The 21,507-nt window shown below is 69.5% G+C and carries 16 protein-coding genes; 11 read left to right on the forward strand and 5 right to left on the reverse strand.

The genetic code is table 11. The annotated features are described in order from the left end of the window. Nucleotides 1-104 precede the first annotated feature (104 nt). From ACVTJA_RS13195 to ACVTJA_RS13225, 7 genes are all read left to right on the forward strand, one after another. Entirely contained in the window at nucleotides 105-572 is a 468-nt protein-coding gene (locus ACVTJA_RS13195; RefSeq protein WP_465836706.1) for a DUF2147 domain-containing protein, read from the forward strand. A gap of 10 nt (nucleotides 573-582) precedes the next feature. Continuing rightward, nucleotides 583-756, forward strand: coding sequence for a hypothetical protein (locus tag ACVTJA_RS13200; RefSeq protein ID WP_465836707.1), 174 nt, complete (start codon nucleotides 583-585; stop codon nucleotides 754-756). After that, nucleotides 753-1,514: a crotonase/enoyl-CoA hydratase family protein gene (locus ACVTJA_RS13205; RefSeq protein ID WP_465836708.1), complete on the forward strand. Its 762-nt coding sequence runs from the start codon at nucleotides 753-755 to the stop codon at nucleotides 1,512-1,514. The genes ACVTJA_RS13200 and ACVTJA_RS13205 overlap by 4 nt, the downstream gene beginning before the upstream one ends. 63 nt (nucleotides 1,515-1,577) lie before the next feature. After that, the gene (locus tag ACVTJA_RS13210; RefSeq protein ID WP_465836709.1) at nucleotides 1,578-2,723 is read left to right on the forward strand and encodes a cystathionine gamma-synthase; all 1,146 of its coding nucleotides are present in this window, start codon (nucleotides 1,578-1,580) and stop codon (nucleotides 2,721-2,723) included. Nucleotides 2,724-2,909: 186 nt separating this feature from the next. Beyond that, on the forward strand, nucleotides 2,910-4,763 hold the full coding sequence (locus ACVTJA_RS13215; RefSeq protein WP_465836710.1) for a discoidin domain-containing protein: 1,854 nt from the start codon (nucleotides 2,910-2,912) through the stop codon (nucleotides 4,761-4,763). A gap of 313 nt (nucleotides 4,764-5,076) precedes the next feature. Then, a complete protein-coding gene (locus ACVTJA_RS13220; protein ID WP_465836711.1) occupies nucleotides 5,077-7,623 on the forward strand; it encodes an FG-GAP repeat domain-containing protein in 2,547 nt (848 codons plus the stop codon). Between the two features lie 56 nt (nucleotides 7,624-7,679). Then, complete coding sequence (locus ACVTJA_RS13225; protein ID WP_465836712.1) at nucleotides 7,680-8,129, forward strand: MaoC family dehydratase; 450 nt, start codon at nucleotides 7,680-7,682, stop codon at nucleotides 8,127-8,129. 24 nt (nucleotides 8,130-8,153) lie between these two features. On the opposite strand, the gene ACVTJA_RS13230 is transcribed toward ACVTJA_RS13225, so the two are convergent. From ACVTJA_RS13230 to ACVTJA_RS13240, 3 genes are all read right to left on the reverse strand, one after another. Next, on the reverse strand, nucleotides 8,154-8,471 hold the full coding sequence (locus ACVTJA_RS13230; RefSeq protein WP_465836713.1) for a hypothetical protein: 318 nt from the start codon (nucleotides 8,469-8,471) through the stop codon (nucleotides 8,154-8,156). 110 nt (nucleotides 8,472-8,581) lie between these two features. Next, complete coding sequence (locus tag ACVTJA_RS13235; RefSeq protein WP_465836714.1) at nucleotides 8,582-9,685, reverse strand: hypothetical protein; 1,104 nt, start codon at nucleotides 9,683-9,685, stop codon at nucleotides 8,582-8,584. 116 nt (nucleotides 9,686-9,801) lie between these two features. After that, a complete protein-coding gene (locus ACVTJA_RS13240) occupies nucleotides 9,802-11,169 on the reverse strand; it encodes a pyridoxal-phosphate dependent enzyme (protein ID WP_465836715.1) in 1,368 nt (455 codons plus the stop codon). A gap of 385 nt (nucleotides 11,170-11,554) precedes the next feature. Between ACVTJA_RS13240 and ACVTJA_RS13245 the strand changes: the two genes are divergently transcribed. Both ACVTJA_RS13245 and ACVTJA_RS13250 read left to right on the forward strand, forming a co-directional pair. Further along, the gene (locus ACVTJA_RS13245; protein ID WP_465836716.1) at nucleotides 11,555-12,595 is read left to right on the forward strand and encodes an aminoglycoside phosphotransferase family protein; all 1,041 of its coding nucleotides are present in this window, start codon (nucleotides 11,555-11,557) and stop codon (nucleotides 12,593-12,595) included. A gap of 28 nt (nucleotides 12,596-12,623) precedes the next feature. Next, nucleotides 12,624-13,655 carry a nucleotidyltransferase family protein gene (locus ACVTJA_RS13250; protein ID WP_465836717.1) on the forward strand — a complete coding sequence of 344 codons (1,032 nt, stop codon included), beginning with the start codon at nucleotides 12,624-12,626 and terminating at the stop codon, nucleotides 13,653-13,655. Nucleotides 13,656-13,745: 90 nt separating this feature from the next. On the opposite strand, the gene ACVTJA_RS13255 is transcribed toward ACVTJA_RS13250, so the two are convergent. Both ACVTJA_RS13255 and ACVTJA_RS13260 read right to left on the reverse strand, forming a co-directional pair. After that, nucleotides 13,746-14,510, reverse strand: a complete 765-nt coding sequence (locus ACVTJA_RS13255; protein ID WP_465836718.1) for a Stp1/IreP family PP2C-type Ser/Thr phosphatase — start codon at nucleotides 14,508-14,510, stop codon at nucleotides 13,746-13,748. Between the two features lie 113 nt (nucleotides 14,511-14,623). Beyond that, nucleotides 14,624-14,980, reverse strand: coding sequence for a DUF192 domain-containing protein (locus ACVTJA_RS13260; protein WP_465836719.1), 357 nt, complete (start codon nucleotides 14,978-14,980; stop codon nucleotides 14,624-14,626). A gap of 17 nt (nucleotides 14,981-14,997) precedes the next feature. On the opposite strand from ACVTJA_RS13260, the gene ACVTJA_RS13265 reads away from it, so the two are divergent. Then, a complete protein-coding gene (locus tag ACVTJA_RS13265; RefSeq protein ID WP_465836720.1) occupies nucleotides 14,998-15,501 on the forward strand; it encodes a tRNA (cytidine(34)-2'-O)-methyltransferase in 504 nt (167 codons plus the stop codon). 34 nt (nucleotides 15,502-15,535) lie between these two features. Further along, the gene (locus ACVTJA_RS13270) at nucleotides 15,536-21,421 is read left to right on the forward strand and encodes a J domain-containing protein (RefSeq protein ID WP_465836721.1); all 5,886 of its coding nucleotides are present in this window, start codon (nucleotides 15,536-15,538) and stop codon (nucleotides 21,419-21,421) included. Nucleotides 21,422-21,507: the final 86 nt, after the last annotated feature.

Consider the following 21,507-nt stretch of genomic DNA (forward strand, 5'->3'; position numbering starts at 1 on the left):
GCTGCGTCATGGGACGCCGCGGCGCGCGATGTCTTCTCTGAATATGGAACCCTCCGGGGTAGTCTATTCGTCCGCAAACGAACCCCGCACCGGAGGAACTCCGAATGACTGCAAGCCGTTGGTTGGGACTGGCCGCGCTGACCGTGCTGTTCGCCTCGAACGCCCTGGCCGAGGATGCGAAGGCGGACACCGCGACGCCGGTGGGCCGGTGGACGACCATCGATGACGAGACGAAGAAGCCGAAGTCCGTCATCGCCATCTACGAGGAGAACGGGAAGCTCTTCGGCAAGATTGAGAAGCTCTTCCGCGAGCCCAACGAGGACCAGAACCCCGTTTGCGACAAGTGCGAGGGCGCGCTGAAGGACAAGCCCATCATCGGCATGGTCATCCTGCAGAACCTCAAGAAGGACGATGACGAGTGGACGGGCGGCACCATCATGGACCCCGCCAACGGCAAGACGTACAAGTGCAAGATTGCCATCGAGGACGGGGGCAAGAAGCTGAAGGTCCGCGGCTTCGTCGGCATCTCCGCCTTCGGTCGCACGCAGCACTGGGTCCGCGCGCAGGAGTAGGGCAGGCCCCGTGACGGGCAAGCCCGACAAGCAGACGTGGCGGCGTTACCTCCGCGTGCGCCGCTACGCCACCGTGGACGGCCGTGACATCGTCCGCGTCGAGCTGAACCTTCGACGGCAAGGTGAGGTGAGCGCGCGACCCCTGGAACGGACCGCGCGCCTGACGGACACTCGCGGGCCATGAGCGTCCGCGTCGAGAAGAACGGCCCCATCACCACCGTCGTCCTCCACCGTCCCGAGGTGCGCAACGCGGTGGACGGCCCCACCGCCCAGGCGCTCGCGGACGCCTTCCGCGCCTTCGAGGCGGACCCGGACTCGCGTGTGGGCGTGCTGTACGGCGACGGTGGCACCTTCTGCGCGGGCGCGGACCTCAAGGCCATCTCGGAGGGGAGGCCGAACCGGCTTGCTCCGGACGGTGACGGGCCGATGGGTCCCTCGCGCATGCGGCTGAGCAAGCCCGTCATCGCGGCCATCTCCGGCCATGCCGTGGCGGGCGGGCTGGAATTGGCCCTGTGGTGTGATTTGCGCGTGGCCGAGGAGGACGCGGTGCTCGGCGTCTTCTGCCGACGCTGGGGTGTACCGCTCATCGATGGCGGAACTGTACGGCTCCCCCGGCTCATCGGCCTGTCGCGGGCCCTGGACCTCATCCTCACCGGCCGCCCGGTGTCGGCCCAGGAGGCGCTGGCCATGGGGTTGGTCAACCGCGTGGTACCGAAGGGCCAGGCCCGGGAGGCCGCCGAGGCGCTGGCTCGCGAGGTCGCCGCCTTTCCCCAGGCCTGCATGAATGCCGACCGGGCTTCCGCCTACGAGCAGGCGGCCCTGGGCCTGGAGGAAGCACTGCTCGGGGAGTTCGAGCGCGGAGTCAAAGTACTGGAGTCCGAGTCCACCGCCGGCGCTACCCGTTTCGCTCGGGGAGCGGGCCGGCACGGCAGGTTCGAATAGCCCCCCCGAGAGGCGGTGGTGCTCCTGGTGCGTGTGCGGGAGGGCTGTGTTAGTTCCCCGCCCATGCGCTTCGACACGCTTGCCATTCATGCCGGCCAGGAGCCGGACCCCACGACGGGCGCCATCATGACGCCCGTGTACCTGACCTCCACCTACGTGCAGGACGGGCCCGGAGAGCACAAGGGCTACGAGTACAGCCGCACGCAGAACCCCACGCGCAAGGCGCTGCAGGACTGCCTCGCCGCGCTGGAAGGCGCGAAGTACGGCGCCGCGTTCGCCTCCGGCCTCGCGGGCACGGACATGCTGATGCACATGCTGGACGCGGGCGACCACGTCGTCGTGTCCGATGACGTGTACGGCGGCACCTTCCGCATCTTCGACAAGGTCTTCAAGCGCTCGGGCCTCAACTTCTCCTTCGTGGACCTCTCCAAGCCGGGGAGCTTCGAGGCGGCAATCACGCCGAAGACGAAGATGGTGTGGGTGGAGTCCCCCACCAACCCGATGTTGAAGCTCATCGACCTGGCGCGCATCGCCGAGGTGGCGAAGAAGCACAACATCCTCTCCGTCGCGGACAACACCTTCATGACGCCGTACTTCCAGCGGCCGCTGGACCTCGGCTTCGACGTGGTGGCGCACTCGACCACCAAGTACCTCAACGGCCACAGCGACGTGGTGGGCGGCTTCGTGTGCACCAGCCGCGATGACGTCGCCGAGCGGATGTACTTCCTCCAGAACGCGGTGGGCGGCGTGTCCGGCGCCTTCGACAGCTTCCTCGTGCTGCGCGGCGTGAAGACGCTGCACGTGCGCATGGACCGCCACGCGCTCAACGCGATGAAGGTGGCGCAGTACCTCGCCACGCACCCGAAGGTGAAGAAGGTGACGTACCCGGGCCTGGAGACGCACCCGCAGCACCAGCTCGCGCGCCAGCAGATGAAGGGCTTCGGCGGCATGCTGACCTTCGACATCGACGGTGGCCTGGAGGCCGCGCGCACCTTCCTCAAGACGGTGAAGGTCTTCGCGTGCGCCGAGTCGCTCGGTGGCGTGGAGTCGCTCATCGAGCACCCCGCCATCATGACCCACGCCTCCGTCCCGAAGGAGACGCGCGAGAAGCTCGGCATCGCCGACGGCTTCATCCGCCTCTCCGTGGGCATCGAGGACGCGCAGGACCTCATCGACGACCTCGCGCAGGCGCTCGACACGGTGAAGTAACCCGCCCGCTCTTCAGCACGCCGGGCCACCGAGGGCCTCCCCGCTTCCCCTGCTGGAGACGCGCGGAGGCCCTTCGTATGTCCGCATGCCGGAGCGCTCGGCTGCTCCCACGCACGACGGCCGGGCCATGAGGGGCCGCGTCACAAAACGGAATGTCGGTTGGCGGACACCGTTTGGGCTCCCATCATGCGCAACCGTCCCCTCTACGCAGCGCTGGGTGGGCTGCTCGCGGCTGCTTCCGGCTGCGACTCGCTGCCCACTCCCACCACCGACCAGGACTTTCCCGTCGAGTTGCCGGCGCCCGACGCACGCGGCGCGACGGCGGATTTGACGGCCACCGGCTGCAGCATCCTCACCACCGCGTCCGTCACGGCCAGCGGCGACGACGGCGCCGGCAGCGTCGCCGCCAACTCGCAGGACGACAACCTCACCACCCGCTGGAGCGGGCCGGGCAAGGGCGCCTGGCTCACCATGGACCTGGGCGCTTCCAAGCCCATCGCCGGTGCCACCGTGGCCTGGCACCAGGGCAACACGCGGCAGAATTACTTCGTCATCTCCACGTCGACGGACGGTACCACCTTCACGCAGGCGTACTCGGGCACCAGCGCGCTGAATCTCTCCGCGCAGACGTATGCCTTCAGCGCGCGGCAGGCCCGCTACGTGCGCATCACCGTCAACGGCAACACGGTGAATGACTGGGCCTCCATCACCGAGTCGCGCGCCTGCGCGGAGCAGACCAGCCCTCCGCCGGTACCGACGACGGACTCCGGGCCCGCGCTGCCGCGCCTGCCGTACCTCCAGAGCGTGGGCACGACGAGCGCCATCGTCGCCTTCCGCTCCGGCGTGTCCTGCACGCCCTTCGTGCGCTACGGCGAGGGCACGGATTTGTCCCGCACCGCGACGGCCAGCGCGGCGGGCTGGCGTCACGCGGTGAAGCTGACGGGCCTGTTGCCGGGCCGCACGTATGGCTACAGCGTGGAGGCGTGCGGCTCCGTCACCGGCGTGCGCTCGTTCCGCACCGCGTCCGCGACGGGCACGCAGCGCGTGCGCTTCACCACCATGGGCGACTTCGGCACGGGCGGCAGCTCGCAGAAGGCCGTGATTGCCATGATGAACAAGGCGGAGTGGCGCGGTGAGTTCCTGGTGGCGCTGGGCGACAACGCCTACTCCTCCGGCACGGAGCAGGAGTTCCAGGACCGCATGTTCACCCCGATGGCGCCCCTGCTCCGCGAGGTGCCCATCTTCCCCTCGCTGGGCAACCACGAGTACGTGACGAACCAGGGGCAGCCGTACCTGGACAACTTCTACCTGCCCACCAACAACCCCGCGGGCACGGAGCGCTACTACTCGTTCGACTGGGGCAACGTGCACTTCGTGGCGCTCGACTCGAACTGCGCCATCGGCCTGGCGTCTTCGGACCGATGCACCGCCAGCGCGCAGAAGACGTGGGCGGAGCAGGACCTGGCGGCGACGAAGCAGCCCTGGAAGATTGTCTTCTTCCACCACCCGGCCTGGTCCAGCGGCGAGCACGGCTCGCAGCTCACCGTGCGCCGCACCTACGCGCCCATCTTCGAGACGTACGGCGTGGACCTCGTGCTCACCGGGCATGACCACAACTACGAGCGCAGCAAGGCGATGAAGGGCGACGCGGTGGCTCCGTCGGGCACGCGCGGAATCCCATACATCGTGGTGGGCAGCGGCGGCGCCACCCTGCGGCCCTTCCCCGGCAGCCAGCCCTCGTGGACCGCGAAGCGCGACAACACGACGTATGGCTTCATGGACGTGCTGATTGATGGCGGCACGCTGACGGCGCGGCTCATCTCGTCCACGGGTGCGGTGAAGGATTCGCTCACGCTCACGAAGACGCTGCCGGCCACGGTGACGGCGACCACGACGATGAAGGCGCAGTCGCTGGAGACCGCGCCGGGCCCTGTCGATGACCCGACGCGCGCGCCCGAGGGCCTGCGCTTCGACAAGCCGCTGCCTCCCGCGGACCGGCTGGAGGATGTGGCGGACCACAATGAGCCCGTGAATCAGTAGTACCGGGCTCTCGCGTCACTGAAGTACCGGGGCCTCCCGTCGTCCACCGTGAGGACGTGCGAGGCCCTTCGTGTTCACCATACATCAGGCACGTCGAGGGGCCGGAGTCACGAGCGCGTCCGGTGGGAAGAACCTTGCCCAGCGTGGGCAATCCGCGCGTGCGGGGCCTCGCGGTGACTGTTCATGAGGCGAAGGCGGCCAGCCATGGATGCGATTGGCATTGGCCTGGAGGGAGGACTTGCCGGCGTGACTTGCACTGTCCGTGGCACGTGTACACCTGCTGCGCAGGGCCGGGCGCGGAGAGTGCAGGGCAATGAAGCCGGATGGGGTGTGGGGACGCGTGTCGCGCGGGTACGCGTGCGCGCTGGGGATGTTGTGGGTCGTGGGCTGTGGTGGCGAGGGCGCGGAGTCGCGTGAGGAGCAGCCGCCTCCTCCGGAAGACTCCCTCTTCGTTCCCGTTGATGCCGGAAGCGGCCCGGACACGGGCGCGGACGCGGGGCCGGAGGTGGACGCTGGCTCGTCCCCCGAGCCCGATGCCGGCGAGCCGGACGCGGGTGAACCGGACGCCGGCAGCGGAGGCACCGATGCGGGCACTCCGGGCGGGAATGATGGCGGCATGCCCACGCCGGATGCGGGCGTGCCACCTGTGACGGGTGGGCCTGCTCAGCATGGGCCGCACTGGCACGCGTCGTACTACGCGGGCGTGGCGCCGGGCGGCCTCGCCGTGGGCGACTTCAACGGCGACGGCGCGCCCGATGTCGCGGTGAACGACCAGGGAGCGGGCTTCTTCAGCCGGTACAAGGCGCGGCCCGGCAACTTCGCCCTGCTGCTGAATGACGGGAAGGGCGCGCTGCGCATGCCCTCCGCGCGCCGCACGCTCTCCAGTTCCTCCGGGCGGATTGCCGTGGGCGACGGCGACGCGGATGGGAACCTCGATGTGCTGCTGGGCACCCGGTACGGCGCCTGGTTCCTCTCCGGTAACGGAGACGGAAGCTTCAAGGAGAAGGGGGCTTCCTTTGCCTACGGACGCGCCTCGGCCCTGGGCTTCTGGCCGGGGGGCCAGGGCCATGGCGCTCCACGCGCCTGGGCCGTGGGAGGCCATGCCGGCCCCGATGACGGGCCCTACACCGATGCGAACTTCCAGGCCCTCGTCGTCACCGGGGACGGCTCGCTCGGCCGCCTCGAGCTCATGACGGTCGACGACGCGCCGTTGGTGCGCCTGCTCGACTCGGAGCCGGCGGCGGCGGTGGCCGACTTCAACGGCGATGGACGCATGGACATCGTCCTCTCCACGACGTTGTGGAAGGTGACGCGCTTCTTCGGGAACGCGGCCCTGTCCTTCACGCCGTCGTACCTCGATGCGCGGTACCTGGACCTCCTCACGAGCGCGGACGTCAACGGCGACGGCCGCGCGGACCTCATCGCGGTGGATGGAAAGGAGCTGTGGACGTACCTGAACATCGGCAATGGTGGCTTCACCTCCGGCCTGATGACCTCGCTTCCCACAGCGGTGAGCCGGCTCGTGGTGGCGGACGCGGATGCCGACGGCACGCCCGACGTGGTGCTCGTGCACCGTGACGCGGGGCAGGTTTCCGTGTGGCACGGCAACGGCGTGGGTCGCTTCGACGCGCTCGCCGTGCTCGCCACGGGCCGTCAGCCGAGCGACGCCGCCGTGGCCGACCTGGACCGCGACGGCGTGTCCGAGCTGCTGGTGGCGGAGGCGGGCGACAACGCCGTCTCCGTCTACACCCTCCCGCGCAATCCGACCTCCGAGGAGCCCTTCACCCCGCGCTGCCCCATGGGCCTGCGTGACGGCGTGGCCACGGGCGCCGCGCCCGAGCCGCTCCTGTCGCTTAATACCGGAGTGGTGCCACAGGACGTGACGGTGGGCGACTTCGACGGCAATGGGCACCTCGACCTCGCGCTGGGCACGTACGACCGTGGCGTGCGTCTGCTGCTGGGAGACGCGCAGGGGCACTTCCAGACGCGCGATTCACTCCAGGGCTCGCACGTGATGAGCCTCGCGGCGGGAGACTTCAACGACGATGGGCTGTCCGACCTGGCCGTCACCAGCTGGGAGGGGCTCGCGGTGTGGTGGAGCAGCGGGCAGGGCGGCTTCGAGGAGGATGCCCAGCCCATCCAGCTGCGCACGGAAGAAGGCGGCTACGTGGTGGCAGGGGACTTCAACCGCGATGGGCGCGTGGACGTGGTGGCGAGCCTTCCCACGATGTGCGCCACCCGAGCCTTCCTCCTGACGAACCAGGGCGGGCGGAAGTTCGCGCCGGCCTTGCTGCCCGACCACAACTTCGAGCCGGATGACCAGTGCGGCGGCAACATGCGGCCCGTCGTCGCTGACTTCAATCGGGACGGCACGCTCGACGTCGTCCACCTCACCCTGGCCCTCAACCTCAACTACACGACGCAGGAGGGGACGGTGCTGTCCGGCGAGGGCTTCGCTCCCTTCTACTTTGGCGGCGGTGGTGCCCGGAGCGCGGGGGACATCGACGGAGACGGCAAGGTGGACCTGGTCCTCGCGGGCACGAGAGGGATGACCGTGCTGCGCGGTGACGCGGGCGGCACGTTCGAGGCACCGCTGCAGTGCCTGCTGAATGCCGCGGGACAGGCGGCGTTGGAGGCGGTGGACGTCAACAGCGACGGCATCACGGACCTGCTCGGGAAGGACTTGCTGGGCGTCGTGGTGGTGATGGGGGAGGGCGGAGGCACCTACCGCTCCGTGCTGCGCTACCCCGTGGACGCGAGGCCGCTGTGGGCCGCGCCGGTGGACGTGCTCGGTGACTCGCAGCCGGAGCTGGTGGTGCTGACGGAGTCGGGCACGCTGAAGGTGTTCCCCGCGCCGTGAACGCGCGGCACACCGTGGGCTGGCGCGCGCCGGCCTATGGTTTTATGACAGGCCGCATGCGCTACTTCGACGACTTCCAGCAGGGTGAGGTGAGCGAGTACGGGCCGTATGTCATCTCGCGCGAGGAGATCATCGCCTTCGCGAAGCAGTTCGACCCGCAGCCCTTCCACCTGAGCGACGAGGGTGGCCGCGAGGGCATCTTCGGCGGCATCATCGCCAGCGGCTGGCACACCGCCTCCATCTGCCACAAGCTCATCGTGGAGGGACTGCTGGGCAAGGCCGCCAGCCTGGGCTCTCCCGGTCTGGACGAGCTGCGCTGGCTCAAGCCCGTGCGCCCCGGGGACGCGCTGACGGTGCGCACGGAGGTCCTCTCCACCACGCCGTCGCGCAGCAAGGCGGACCGCGGCGCCATCAAGTTCCGCTTCGAGGTCCGCAACCAGCAGGGCGACGTGGTGATGAGCGAGGTGGCCAACGCGCTCTTCGCCCGCCGCCCCGCGGCGGGGTAGCGCGCGCCCGGAGTTCCTGGAGTGCTATGGCTGCGTGCGCTCCAGGAAGCGCAGGAGCCGGTTCCTGAGTGACTGGAACTCCTCGACCCTCTCCGGTTCGAGCTCCAGGACGACTCCGAACCGGATGCCCACCTCGTTGACATGGCGGGTGAAGGGGAGCTGCGCGTCCGTGAGCTGTCGCTCGAATGCGTCCAGTGCGGCGCCCAGTGTCTCCACCGGGGTGCCGTCCCTGGCGACCACGTCGAGATAGCTCCTGACCGTGTTTCCGCCCGGGGGGATGTCGCAGTCGCTTTCGCTCAGGATGCCTGGGGTCTGCTCCGCAATCACCTCCACGGAGGGCATCGCCCAATTGATTGAATCGGCGTGCGGTGTTCCCTGGTGGAGGCTGAGGAAGACATTGATTCCCTCCCTCTTCCCGGATGGGGACTGGACCCGGTGTGCCGTCGCGTACATCAGTGCAGCTCCCGAAGCGGGCTGGATTGCCCCTTGCTGACAGCCTTGTCCTTGAGTACCGGCAGTGCCGTCGCGGGGGGCTTGTCGAGGAGCGGGCGCCAGCGTTGCTTGAGAGGCACCAGCGCGCTTCGGAGCGCGGACCAGTTCTGCTCGGCGACCACCGTCCCAAGCTCTTCCATGGGGAACTTCAGCGCGTCAATGGATGCATGCCACCCCAGTTCCTGCAATCCCGAGAGCCGGGCGAAGAACACCTCCCAGCGTGCCGCCTGGAGCGCGCTGTCCGCAGGCGTGCCGGTTTCGAGCAACGTGGCGTCGTCCAGGAAGATGTCCCGGTCGAGGTCGTCCAGGAGGCTGGACGCCCAGTCCCATCCCAGTGCTGACAAGGGACCTGGGTGGAGGCCGCCGCGGACGAGGCATGCGTGGACCATGGCCCGACCGCCGTCGACAGACCCCGCGAAGAAGAGGGGAAAGCGGGTTGCGAGTCGGCGATCCTCAATCGAATGACAGGTGATGACCTCCCAGGTCAGCGGACTGACGGACGCGTCGCGTTTCTCGCCGGGGGCGCGTTGGGCGCGCGACTCATGGGACGTGAGGTCCGCCATGGAAGGACATGCGGCGAATTCCTCCGCATGCTCGAGCAGGGACTCCTCCGTCAGGAATCGGGGCAGGTCCTTGCGGTGCAGGTACTTGCAGGTCGTCTGGTCGGGTCGCTCGATGAGCGAGCGCCACTTCATGCAGTACCCGCTCCCCACGCCCAGCGTCAGGCCCTGGGACGGGTTGTAGATGCAGTTGCGGCAGGAGAAGAGGTCCATGGCTACGCCCGGGTAAAGTAGCGCCGCACGTGAGGTCTTGCCCACGCGGAGCGTTGCGACCAGCTCCTGATGACCCAGGACCCGGTGCCCGTCAGCCGCCGCGGGAGCTTCATGGAAGCGCCAGAGCTGGGGACCGAAGTCCTTGATGCATGCGGGGGCCGTGCTGAGCGACGTGTACTGGGTGCGCTTGCCACGCGCATGCACGATGTGCTCCGCATAGGTCGCCTCCATCGCCAGGTTGGGAGGCGTAATCTCGTCTGATTGGTCTTGCCTGTAGTAGTCCGCGCCCACGCGCCCTCCAGCCCGCCTCGCAGTGCAAGCCGGGGGCCCGCGAAAACACCGAGGGCCTCCCGCTCCCATGACGGGTGCGTGGAGGCCCTCCGTGCTTCAGTCGCGTGTGATGACGACTACGCCGCCGTGCGGTGCAGGTAGTCGATGAGGTCGATCTTGGTGACGATGGCGACGACCTTCTCGCCCTCCTTCACCACCGCGACGTTGTCCTGGGCGAAGACCTCGCGCAGGCGGGTGATGCTGGTGTCCGGCGACAGCGCGCCCTGCAGCGGCGCGACGATGGGGTCGATGGAGTCCGAGAACTTCACCTTGCCGGCGACCAGGGCGTTGAGCAGGTCGTACTCGTGAACCATGCCCACCGCGCGGCCGTCCTCGCTGACGACGGGCATCTGGCTGATGCCGTGGCCCCGCATGGTCTCCACCACCTGGTCCACCTTGTCGCCCTTGCGCGCCGTCTTCACGTCCTTGCGCTTGTCGCCAATGATGTCCCGGACGGTGCCGGTGCCCTTCTCCTCCAGGAAGCCGTTGTCGCGCATCCACTCGTCGGAGTGGAACTTGCTGATGTAGCTGCTGCCCGAGTCGGGGAGCACCACGACAATCGTCTTGCCCTTGCCCACTTCCTTCGCGAGCTGCACGGCCACGTGCACCGCCGCGCCAGAGGAACCACCCGCGAAGATGCCCTCCTCGCGCGCCAGCCGCCGCGCGGCGATGAAGCACTGGCGGTCATCCACCTGCCGCACGTCGTCCACGACCTTGAAGTCCATGGCGCCGCACAGCATGTCCTCGCCGATACCTTCGACCTTGTAGACGTGCGGCTCGGTCAGCTTGCCCGTCTTGAAGTAGCCCTCGTAGACGGAGCCCTCGGGGTCCACGCCCACGTTCTTCAGGCCGGGAATCTTCTCCTTGAGGAACTTGCCGGCGCCGCTCATGGTGCCGCCGGTGCCCAGGCCCGCGACGAAGTAGTCGAACTTGCCCTCGGTCTGCTCGTAGATCTCCGGACCGGTGAGCTTGTAGTGCGCCTCGATGTTGTCCGGGTTGTGGTACTGGTTGAGCATGAAGGCGCCCGGCGTCTCGCGGAACAGGCGCTTGGCCGTCTCGTAGTAGCTGCGCGGGTCCTCGGCCGGCACGTTGGTCGGCGTCACCACCACCTGCGCGCCCAGGGCCTTGAGGCGGTTGATCTTCTCCAGGGACATCTTGTCCGGCATGGTGAAGATGCACTTGTAGCCCTTCACCGCGGCCGCCAGCGCCACGCCCATGCCGGTGTTGCCGGACGTGTTCTCCACGATGGTGCCACCGGGCTTGAGCTTCCCCTCCCGCTCGGCCTTCTCGATGATGTAGAGCGCCATGCGGTCCTTGATGGACGCGCCCGGGTTCATGAACTCGCACTTCACGAGCACCGTGGCGTCATTCGGGCCGACGAGCTTGTTGAGCTTGACCAGCGGCGTGTGGCCGATGGCGGTGAGGATGTTGTCGTGGGTGTCCATTGCTGCTTCCGGAAAAAGGGTTCGCGGCGCGTCTTATATGTCGCCGCCCGGGCCCGGTCGACAGCACGTGACGTCTCGGGCCTCGGAGAGCAACAGGCCCGGGCTCGGCGTCCTTCCGGACCCCATGTCGCTTCCACTCCGGCCGGTCGCATGCCGGAGTGCGTCGAAGGACGGCTCGCCTCGGGGGCGGGCCCTGGCTCCGCCGCCCGGGCGCCAGGCGCGCTCGCGAAGGCGCGACGGGATGTGGGAGGTCGGGTGCCCCGTCTCGTACGTGACAGCCCGGAGGGCTGACGGCCGTTCGCGTGTCGTGGGCTTTGACCCGGATGGAGGCGCCTCCCATACTCGGGAGTCTCGTTTCAACCCCCTTGCGGAGAACCCTGTCGATATGGAACTCGAGGCCGCCCTGCGCGACCAGGTGGGACAGGCCATTGGCCGTCCCGTTCCCCATGCTGCCATCAAGAAGCTGAAGGGCGACGCGAGCAATCGCTCGTACTACCGCGTTGGCGCGGCGCCCGAGAGCTGGGTGGTGATGGTGATGCCCCTGGACGCGACGAAGAAGAGCGAGGAGGCCACCAAGGGTGAGCCTCCGAAGGAGCTGCCCTTCGTCAACGTGCACCGCTACCTGGACAAGCTGGGCGTGCGCGTGCCGCGCATCCTCCGCTACGACGAGCCCGCGGGGATGATGGTGCTGGAGGACCTGAGCGACATCACCTTCGAGTCCGCGCTGGAGGGCGGCAAGCACCGCGAGGCGCTCTACACCCGCGCGGTGGACCTGCTCGCGCGCCTGCGCGCGAAGGCGGAGAAGCAGCAGGACCCGGAGTGCCTCGCCTTCACGCGCGCGTTCGACGAGGACCTCTACGACTGGGAGCTGCACCACTTCCGCGAGTGGGGCCTGGAGGCGTGGAGCGGCAAGCAGCCCACCGCCGCCGAGCGCGCCGAGCTGGACCGCACCTTCCGGGACATCGCGAAGCAGCTCGCCGCCGCGCCGCGTGGCTTCACGCACCGCGACTACCAGAGCCGCAACATCATGGTGAAGGAGGGCGAGCTCGTCGTCATCGACTTCCAGGACGCGCTCCAGGGCCCGCGCCAGTACGACCTGGTGGCGCTGCTGCGCGACAGCTACGTGGAGCTGGACCGCGCCTTCGTGGACACCATGCTGGACCGCTACATCGCGACGTTCCAGGAGGCGAGCGGAGAGCGCATCGACGCGGCGTCGTTCAAGTCGTTCTTCGACCTGCTCACCATCCAGCGCAAGCTGAAGGACGCGGGCCGCTTCGAGTTCATCAACCGCGTGAAGGGCAACCCGGGCTTCCTGGTGTCCATCCCCGCATCGCTGCGCTACGTGCGCGACGCATTCGCCCGGAAGCCGGAGCTGCGCAAGCTGCAGGACCTGGTGGCGAAGTACGTCCCCGAGCTGGCCGCCTGAGGCGGACGCCCGGGGAGGGGAGGCGACAATGAAGGCGATGGTCCTCTGCGCGGGGCTGGGTACCCGCCTGCGTCCGCTCACCGAGCGCTGGCCCAAGCCGGCGATGCCGCTGCTCGGGCAGCCGCTGCTCCGCTACCACCTCGCGGTGCTGAAGGCCGCGGGCGTCACGGCGGTGGGCATCAACACCCATCACCTGCCGGACACCATGGCGGAGGTGGCCCGCGCCGAGTGCGCGCGCGCGAAGCTGCCGCTGCACGTGGTGCACGAGCCCGTGATTCAGGGCACCGGCGGCGGCATCCGAGGCCTGCGCGACTTCCTCTCCGGGGATGACTTCATTGTCTTCAACGGGGACATCCTCTACCCGGTGGACCTGCGACCCGTGGTGGCCATGCACCGGGCATCCGGCGCGGTGGCCACCATGGTGCTTCAGCCCATGCCCGAGTCGGAGAAGTACGCGGCGGTGGAGCTGGACGACGCGGGGCGGGTGCGGCGCATCGCCGGCCATGGCCCCGGCGGTGAGGGCCTGACGCCGTGGCACTTCACCGGCGTGCACGTGATGTCCCCGCGCATCTTCGACTTCATGACGGCCGAGGGGCCCGAGGACATCAACCGCGAGGTGTACGTGCGCGCGATGCAGGCCGGGCAGACGGTGCGCGGCGTGCGGGTGGACGGGTACTGGTCCGACCTCGGCACGCCGTCGCGCTACCTGGCCACGGTGCAGGACGTGCTCGCCGGGCGCGTGCGGCTGGAGTGGCTGGGCGCGGACTCGCCGCTGGCCGGCACGATGCGCGGGCCCGGGGGCGCGTGGCTGTCTCCGGAGGCGCGCGTGGACACGGAGTCGGTGGAAGGGCCCGTGTACATCGGGCGCGGTGCCACCGTGGCGGCTGGGGCCTCGGTGGGCCCGGGCGTGTCCGTGGGCGTGGGCGCGAAGCTGGGCGACGGGGTGACGGCGCAGCGCGCCGCCGTGTTCGAGGAGACCGAGGTGGCCCCCGGAGAGACGCTGTCCGAGGTGCTCGCGTGGGGGAAGCACCGGATTCCCGCGCCGCTCACGGGGCGTTGACGGAGACTTGGAGCCTGGAACGTCGAAGGGGCGCACGGAGGAGTCCTCCGGCGCCCCTGGGTCATGACGGTGCTTCGAGGCCTCGCGGCCTCAGGCGGTGTGGTAGCGCGCCAGCACGCAGGTGACGTTGTCGTTGCCGCCGGCGGCGTTGGCCAGGTCGATGAGCTGGCCGCAGGCCTTGTCCAGCTCGGGGGTGCGCTGGAGGATGTCCTGCATCTGCGCGTCCGTCACCATGCCGCTCAGGCCGTCCGAGCAGAGCAGGAAGACGTCGCCCTCCTGCGGCTCCACGCGCGACACGTCCACCTGGACGTTCTCCTTCATGCCCAGCGCGCGGACGATGACGTTCTTGTGCGGGAAGTTTTCGATTTCCTCCGGCGAGAGCTTCTTCGCCTTGAGGTAGTCGTTGAGCAGGGAGTGGTCCTCCGTCACCTGCTTCAGCGTGCCGGCGCGGAAGAAGTACACGCGGCTGTCGCCCACGTGGCCCACGTAGGCCACGTCGCTGGCGAAGTGGACGGAGACGATGGTCGTCCCCATGCCCTTGTACTTCGCCTCGATGCTGGCCTTCTCGAAGATGCGCGCGTTGGCGAGCTTGATGCCGGTGGAGAGCCGGTTCTCGTCGTAGTTGCGCGCCTTGTCCATCTTGAAGGGCCAGGTGCAGTCCTGGTCCTTGGACGTCATCCGGTAGAACTCACCCAGCTCGTCCACCGCGATGCGGCTGGCAATCTCGCCGGACGAATGGCCACCCATGCCATCCGCCACGCAGTAGAGGTTCTCTTCCGGGAGCACCAGGAAGTTGTCCTCGTTGTGATTCCGCTTCATCCCGACGTGGGTGCTGCCGGCGACTTCGATACGCATGCTCGGGAACTCTATCTGGGAGGGGCGGGAAACTGGCGCCACAGAGTAACAAAGCCCTCGGAAAACGGTCAAAACTCGCGAGCCTGCCCGGTGTTCAGGCGGGGACCCGGGGCTCAGGGGACCTGTTCGAAGGTCAATCGGTCACCCTCTCGGGTGCCGCTGGCCTCCAGGACGCCCGCCGGCAACTCCAGGACGGAGCGGGCTTGGAAGTAGACGGACGTTGCCCGCCAGGGCGGGAGCGCGGACAACTGCTTGACGATGACGCCCTGGCGGTCCAGGAACACCACGTCGATGGGGATGCGCATGAAGAACGTGTGGATGGAGTTGCAGGGGAGGATGTGCAGCCCCTCGCCCACGGCGAGCGAGCGCCGCCCCATGAGCCCCTTGAAGCGCTGGAGGAAGCCGGTGGCCTGCTCGGCCCGGTCCGCCAACAGCTTCTGCCGCGTCTCGTTGTTCACCCTCCAGCGCATGTAGCGCCTTCTATCCCATGCTCGAACCCCTGGCGCGTCCACTGCATCTCGTCCTGGTGTCCCCCCAGATTCCGCCCAACACGGGCAACGTGGCCCGCCTGTGCGCGGTGACGGGCTGCCGCCTCATCCTCGTGGAGCCGTTGGGGTTCTCCATCGACGACAAGCACCTGAAGCGGGCGGGGCTGGACTACTGGGACAAGGTGTTCCTCCGGCTGTATCCCACCTATGCGGCGTACGTCGCGGACTACCCGGATGCCCGGCGATGGCTGTTCTCCGCGCGGGCCGAGACGTCACTGTACGAGGCGCGCTTCCAGGAGGGGGACCACCTGGTGTTCGGCTCGGAGGTTACAGGCCTGTTGCCCGATGTAATGGAGGGGGGCTCGGGGACGCCGGTGACGATTCCGATGCTCGCGGAGCGGCGGAGCCTGAATCTGTCCACGGCGGTGGGGATTGGCGCGTACGAGGCACTGCGTCAGGTGGCCTTCAGCGGAGCGGCCAGGCAGGCACCCCCGGCAAGTTGAGGGGCCCCGTGGAGGGACTACACTGCGAGGGCGCATGACCCCGTCGCAGGCCGCCGAAGCGCTGTACTCCGCCCACAAGACCCGAGCCACCGGGAGGCTGACGCTTTCCGCGGGAGGGCGTGAGTCGCGGCTGCTCCTGCGCGAGGGGAACCTCGTGGGGACGCGGCTCGGATTTGGTTACCAGAGCCCGGCGCAGGCGCTCCTGCAGAGCGGGATGCTGGGCGCGGAGGCGCTGGACGCGCTGTGGGCGCGGGGCGGGGCGGGGACGCCGGACGAGGAGTTGCTGGAGGACTACGGCCTGGAGCCGGACGTGGTGGTGGAGCAGCAGGTGCTCGCCCACGTGCGGAGGCTGAGTGAGCTGGCCGAGCGCGCCGCGTTCGAGCCCGGGACGGTGGAGGAGGACTTCCGTCCGATTGCGGGCGCGCGGGTGGTGCGCGCGGCGCTGGAGGTGCTGGACGGCGGGGCGCGGGTGGCGCGGGTGTTTCGCTGCGAGGACGTGGCGAAGTGCGCGCCGTGGCTCACGGATGAGGCCGAGCGCGAGTTCCTGGAGACGCTGGCGGAGTTCCGGCAGCCGGAGGGTTTGACGGCCGCGCAGGAGGCACTGCTGCTCTTGCTGGAGCGCGAGGGGTGCGTTCAGGCGCTGTCGGTGGAGGAGTGGGAGGCGCGGGAGAAGGCTCGGCGCGAGGCGGAGGAGGAGGCTCGCCGCGAGGAAGAGGCTCGGCTCGAAGAAGAGCGTCGCAGGGCTGAAGAGGCGCGACTGGCCGAGGAGGCTCGGCTCGCGGAAGAGGCGCGACTGGCCGAGGAGGCTCGGCTCGCTGAAGAGGCCCGGCTCGCGGAAGAGGCGCGACTGGCCGAGGAGGCTCGGCTCGCGGAAGAGGCTCGGCTCGCCGAAGAGGCCCGGCTCGCTGAAGAAGCTCGACTGGCCGAAGAGGCCCGGCTCGCAGAGGAGCGTCGTCTCGCTGAAGAGGCTCGGTTGGCTGAGGAGGCGCGCCTCGCGGAAGAGCGCCGACTCGCTGAAGAGGCCCGCATCGCGGAGGAACTGAGACTCGCGGAAGAGGCGCGACTGGCCGAGGAGGCTCGGCTCGCGGAGGAGCGTCGTCTCGCGGAAGAGGCTCGGCTTGCGGAGGAGCGCCGACTCGCCGAAGAGGCTCGACTGGCCGAAGAGGCTCGACTCGCGGAGGCGGCTCGGCTCGAAGAGGAGCGGCGCAAGGCTGAGGAGGCCCGGCTCGCCGAAGAAGCGCGTCGGGCCGAGGAGGCTCGGCTCGCGGAGGAGCGTCGCAAGGCCGAGGAGGAAGCCCGCCGTGCGGAAGAGGCGAGACTTGAAGCCGAGCGACTGCGCGCTGAGGAGGAGGCCCGGCTCGCCGAGGCAGCACGTCTAGAGGAAGAGCGCCGTCGCGCCGAAGAAGAGGCCCGCCTCGAAGAGGAGCGGCGTCAGGCCGCGGAAGCTGCTCGGCTCGCGGAAGAGGCGCGTCTGGCCGAGGAGGCTCGGCTGGAAGAAGAGCGGCGACTCGCCGAAGAGGCCCGCCTCCGAGCGGAGGAAGAGGAGCGCCGTGCCGAGGAAGAGCGCCGGAGGGCGGAGGAAGCTCGCCTCGAAGAGGAGCGCAGACTCGCGGAGGAGGCTCGGCTCGCAGAGGAAGCACGGCTGGCCGAGGAGGCTCGTCGCGCGGAAGAGGCTCGACTCGCTGAAGAGGCTCGACTCGCTGAAGAGGCCCGACGGGCTGAAGAAGCTCGGATTGAGGAAGAACGGCGCCTTGCGGAAGAGGCTCGACTGGCGGAGGAGGCTCGTCGCGCAGAAGAGGCTCGACTGGAAGAAGAGCGGCGACTCGCAGAAGAGGCTCGCCTCGCCGAGGAGGCCCGCCGCGCTGAAGAAGCTCGGCTGGCTGAAGAGGCTCGCCTCGCCGAGGAGGCCCGCCGCGCTGAAGAAGCCCGGCTGGCGGAGGAGGCCCGCCGCGCTGAAGAAGCTCGGCTGGCTGAAGAGGCGCGTCGGGCCGAGGAAGCTCGTCGCGCCGAAGAGGCTCGACTCGCGGAAGAAGCCCGCCTCGCCGAAGAGGCTCGCCGGGCTGAAGAGGCTCGACTCGCTGAAGAAGCCCGTCTCGCTGAAGAGGCGCGGTTGGCTGAAGATGCTCGCCTCGAAGAAGAGCGTCGTCGGGCCGAAGAAGCACGTCTGGCTGAGGAGGCTCGCCTCGCCGAGGAGCGCCGCCTTGCGGAAGAGGCCCGCATCGCGGAGGAACTGAGGCTCGCGGAGGAGGCGCGTCAGGCGGAGGAGCGTCGACTCGCGGAGGAAGCCCGTCTCTCGGAGGAGGCTCGCCTCGAAGAGGAGCGTCGTCGGGAGGAGGCTCGGCTGGCGGAAGAAGCCCGGCTGGCCGAAGAGCGCCGTCGCGAGGAGGAACGTCTCGCGGAGGAGGCTCGGCTTGCTGAAGAGGCGCGATTGGCTGAAGAGGCGCGCCTCGCCGAACTGCGCCGAATCGAGGAGGCGCGACTCCAGGAGGAACTGAGGCTCGCGGAGGAAGCGCGCCGGGTCGAAGAGATACGTCGCAAGCTCGAAGAAGAAGAGCGGCGGCTCGCCGAAGAGGCTCGCCTGGCCGAAGAAGAGGCGCGCCGTGCCGAGGAGGAGCGACTCGCCGAAGAGGCGCGTCTGGCCGAGGAAGCGCGACTCGCGGAAGAGGCCCGGCGGGCCGAAGAAGCTCGGCTTGAGGAAGAGCGGCGCCTCGCGGAAGAGGCGCGTCTGGCCGAGGAAGCCCGCCTCGCGGAGGAGGCACGCCGCGCGGAAGAGGCACGCCTGGAAGAAGAGCGGCGGCTGGCTGAAGAGGCTCGCCTGGCCGAGGAAGCCCGCCTCGCTGAGGAGGCACGCCGCGCGGAAGAGGCACGACTCGCCGAAGAGGCGCGGCTCGCGGAGGAGCGTCGCATCGCCGAAGAGGCGCGGCTCGCGGAGGAGCGTCGCATCGCCGAAGAGGCTCGGCTTGCGGAAGAGGCACGACTCGCCGAAGAGGCCCGCCTCGCAGAGGAAGCTCGCGTAGCGGAAGAGCGGCGCATCGCAGAGGAAGCCCGCATCGCCGAGGAGGCTCGCAAGGCTGAAGAGGCGCGCCTCGCTGAGGAAGCCCGCATCGCCGAGGAGGCTCGCGTCGCCGAGGAGGCACGTCGGGCTGAAGAGGCACGGCTCGCCGAGGAGGCTCGGCTCGCTGAAGAGGCACGGCTCGCGGAGGAGGCTCGCCTCGCCGAAGAGGCACGTCGGGCTGAAGAGGCGCGGCTCGCGGAGGAGCGTCGCATCGCCGAAGAGGCGCGGCTGGCGGAAGAGGCACGGCTCGCCGAGGAGCGGCGCATCGCCGAAGAGGCGCGGCTGGCCGAAGAGGCGCGGCTGGCTGAAGAGGCACGGCTCGCGGAGGAGCGGCGCATCGCGGAAGAAGCGCGGCTGGCCGAAGAGCGTCGCCGTGAGGAGGAGCGGCTCGCTGAAGAGGCGCGATTGGCTGAAGAGGCCCGTCTTGCCGAAGAGGCTCGGCTCGCTGAAGAGGCGCGATTGGCTGAAGAGGCCCGTCTTGCCGAAGAGGCTCGGCTCGCTGAAGAGGCCCGCCTCGCGGAGGAGCGTCGTCTCGCTGAAGAGGCCCGCCTCGCGGAGGAGCGTCGTCTCGCTGAAGAGGCTCGGTTGGCTGAAGAGGCCCGCCTCGCAGAGGAGCGCCGTCTCGCCGAAGCGGCTCGCAAGGCAGAAGAAGCCCGTCTCGCCGAAGAAGCTCGCATGGCCGAAGAGGCCCGCCAGGCCGAGGCCCTGCGGCTCGAGGTGGAGCGCCGCCGTGCCGAAGCGGTGCGCCGTGCGAAGGAGGCGCGTCTCGCGGAGCAGGCCCGCCTCGCCGAAGAGGCCCGCCTCGCCGAAGAGGCCCGCCTCGCCGAGGAGACCCGTCGCGCCGAGGAAGCTCGCAAGGCCGAAGAAGCGCGTCTGGCCGAGGAAGCCCGGCTCGCGGAAGAAGCCCGCCGCGCCGAAGAGGCTCGCCAGGCCCAGGCCGCGGTCTCGACTCCCTCCGACGATGCCGAGGCCCTCGCCCTCGATGTCGGCGACATCATCCCCGCCGACCCCGAGCCTCCGAAGGCTTCCGACTCGTGGGCGGATGCCGTTCCTCCCTCCGCCGCCTCCTCGCTGGACCTCCCGTCCCAGCCCGAGAGCCCCGATACCCTCCGCATCGCGCGCCAGCTGGCCCAGGCCGCGCTCCTCCACGACCTGGAGGAAGCCCAGCGCCGCTCGCAGAAGCCGCCGCTGGAGCCCTGGCTCGCCGAGGAGCCTCCCCGCGCCACCCCGCCCACCCGCACGAAGGACCACCTCGTCCCCGTGCAGGACGAGCCGTGGAAGGCCCGCGACTCCGCCCAGCCCCCTCCGGCCAGCTCCGAGGCGGAGGACCTGCCCCTCCTGGAGGTCGAGCCCGAGGCCTGGGAAGAAGCCGTCCCCGCCTCCGACCCGCTCCCCGTGCCTCCCAATGCGGCCCGGACGGCTTCCGTCTCGGGGCCTCCCGTGCTCACTCCCCTCGCGCCGCAGCCTCCGGCTCGCGCGGCTCCGCCCCGGGCCGGGCCTCCCGTCCTGACTCCGGCGCCCACGAGCGAGGACAGCGACAGCCTCTGGGCCACCCGTCCCGCCCCCCGCGCCGCGCCGCCGCCGCTCAAGCTGGGCCCCGCGGCCCCCAAGGCGGGGGAGGAGGACCTGTGGCGCATCGTCGCCTTCGACAAGGACGAGGGCGCCGACAACCTCACCGCCTCCTTCGAGGCCGCCCTCCAGCAGGTGGACTCCCACCTGGAGTCGCTCGTCCGCTCGAATGTCAATCCGGCGAGCGTCGATTTCGACGAGCCTCCCGTGGAGGCCATTGTTGAAGCGACCTTCGAACCGGTGGCACCTGGAGTGACGGGGACCTTCCCCGGTGACAACACTGGCCCAACTGGACAGACTGCATGGGCCGAGCCGTCCGGAGACCTGGACGACTGGGACTTCGACGAGGACGACGTGGCGGCAGACCCCTCCAATCCCGACGAGGCAGCGAAGCTCCGGCGCCAGCGCCTGCTGCGCCGTGCGATGGAGAACATGGGCGTACTCGGTGCGCGCCCCGCCGTGGTGGGTGCGACACCCACGACCGACCCTGCCGCCCAGGCCGCGCCGCCGCCCGCCGCCCCGGCAGAGCCGCCCAAGCCCGACGAGGCGCGCCTCGCCCAGCAGATCGAGCAGCGCTACGCCGACATCCAGGCGAAGCGGGACCACTTCTACGTGCTCGGCGTCTCGCAGGACGCGCCGAGGGACCAGGTGAAGACGGCGTTCCTCAACCTCGCCAAGCTCTTCCATCCGGACCGGCTGCCGCCGACGCTTCCCCACCTCGCGCCGAAAATCACCGCCGTCTTCGAGGCCATCCGCGAGGCCTACGAGGTCCTCTACGACGACGCCCGCCGCAAGGCGTACGTGCAGAGCCTCCAGGCCGCCCAGACGCTGCCGAAGGCGCCCGCCCAGGCCACCGCGCCCACCGGCCCCGCGGCCCGCTCCCCGGGACGTCCCGACAGCAGCCCGGACGACCTCTACAAGATGGGCGAGGTCTTCTTCCGCAAGCGCGACTTCACCACCGCGTCGGACCATTACGAGCGCGCGTACTCGATGGACCCCAAGCCCCTGTACCTCGCCGCCCGCGCCTGGGCCATCTACATGGACCCGGCGCGCAAGGCGGACATGGCCAAGGCCAAGCAGATGATGGCCGATGCCGTGCGTACAGACCCCAACTGCGACCGCGCCCACTATCAGCTCGGCGTCATCGCCCGCGTCGAGGGCGACATGGACCGCGCCGAACGCCACTTCCGCGAGGCGGTGCGCGCCAACTCCAAGCACCTCGAGGCCAACCAGGAGCTGCGCCTCATCGAGATGCGCAAGAAGAACCCGCCGAAGAAAGGCGGCTTCTTCCGCTGAATGCCCCGAGGGCGCCCGCGCTCCTCACGCATCGTGCGGGTGTCAGCAGCGGGCCTTCTCGGCTCTCCCCGGAAGCAGGCTCAAGC

This window comes from Pyxidicoccus sp. M6, assembly GCF_055568925.1.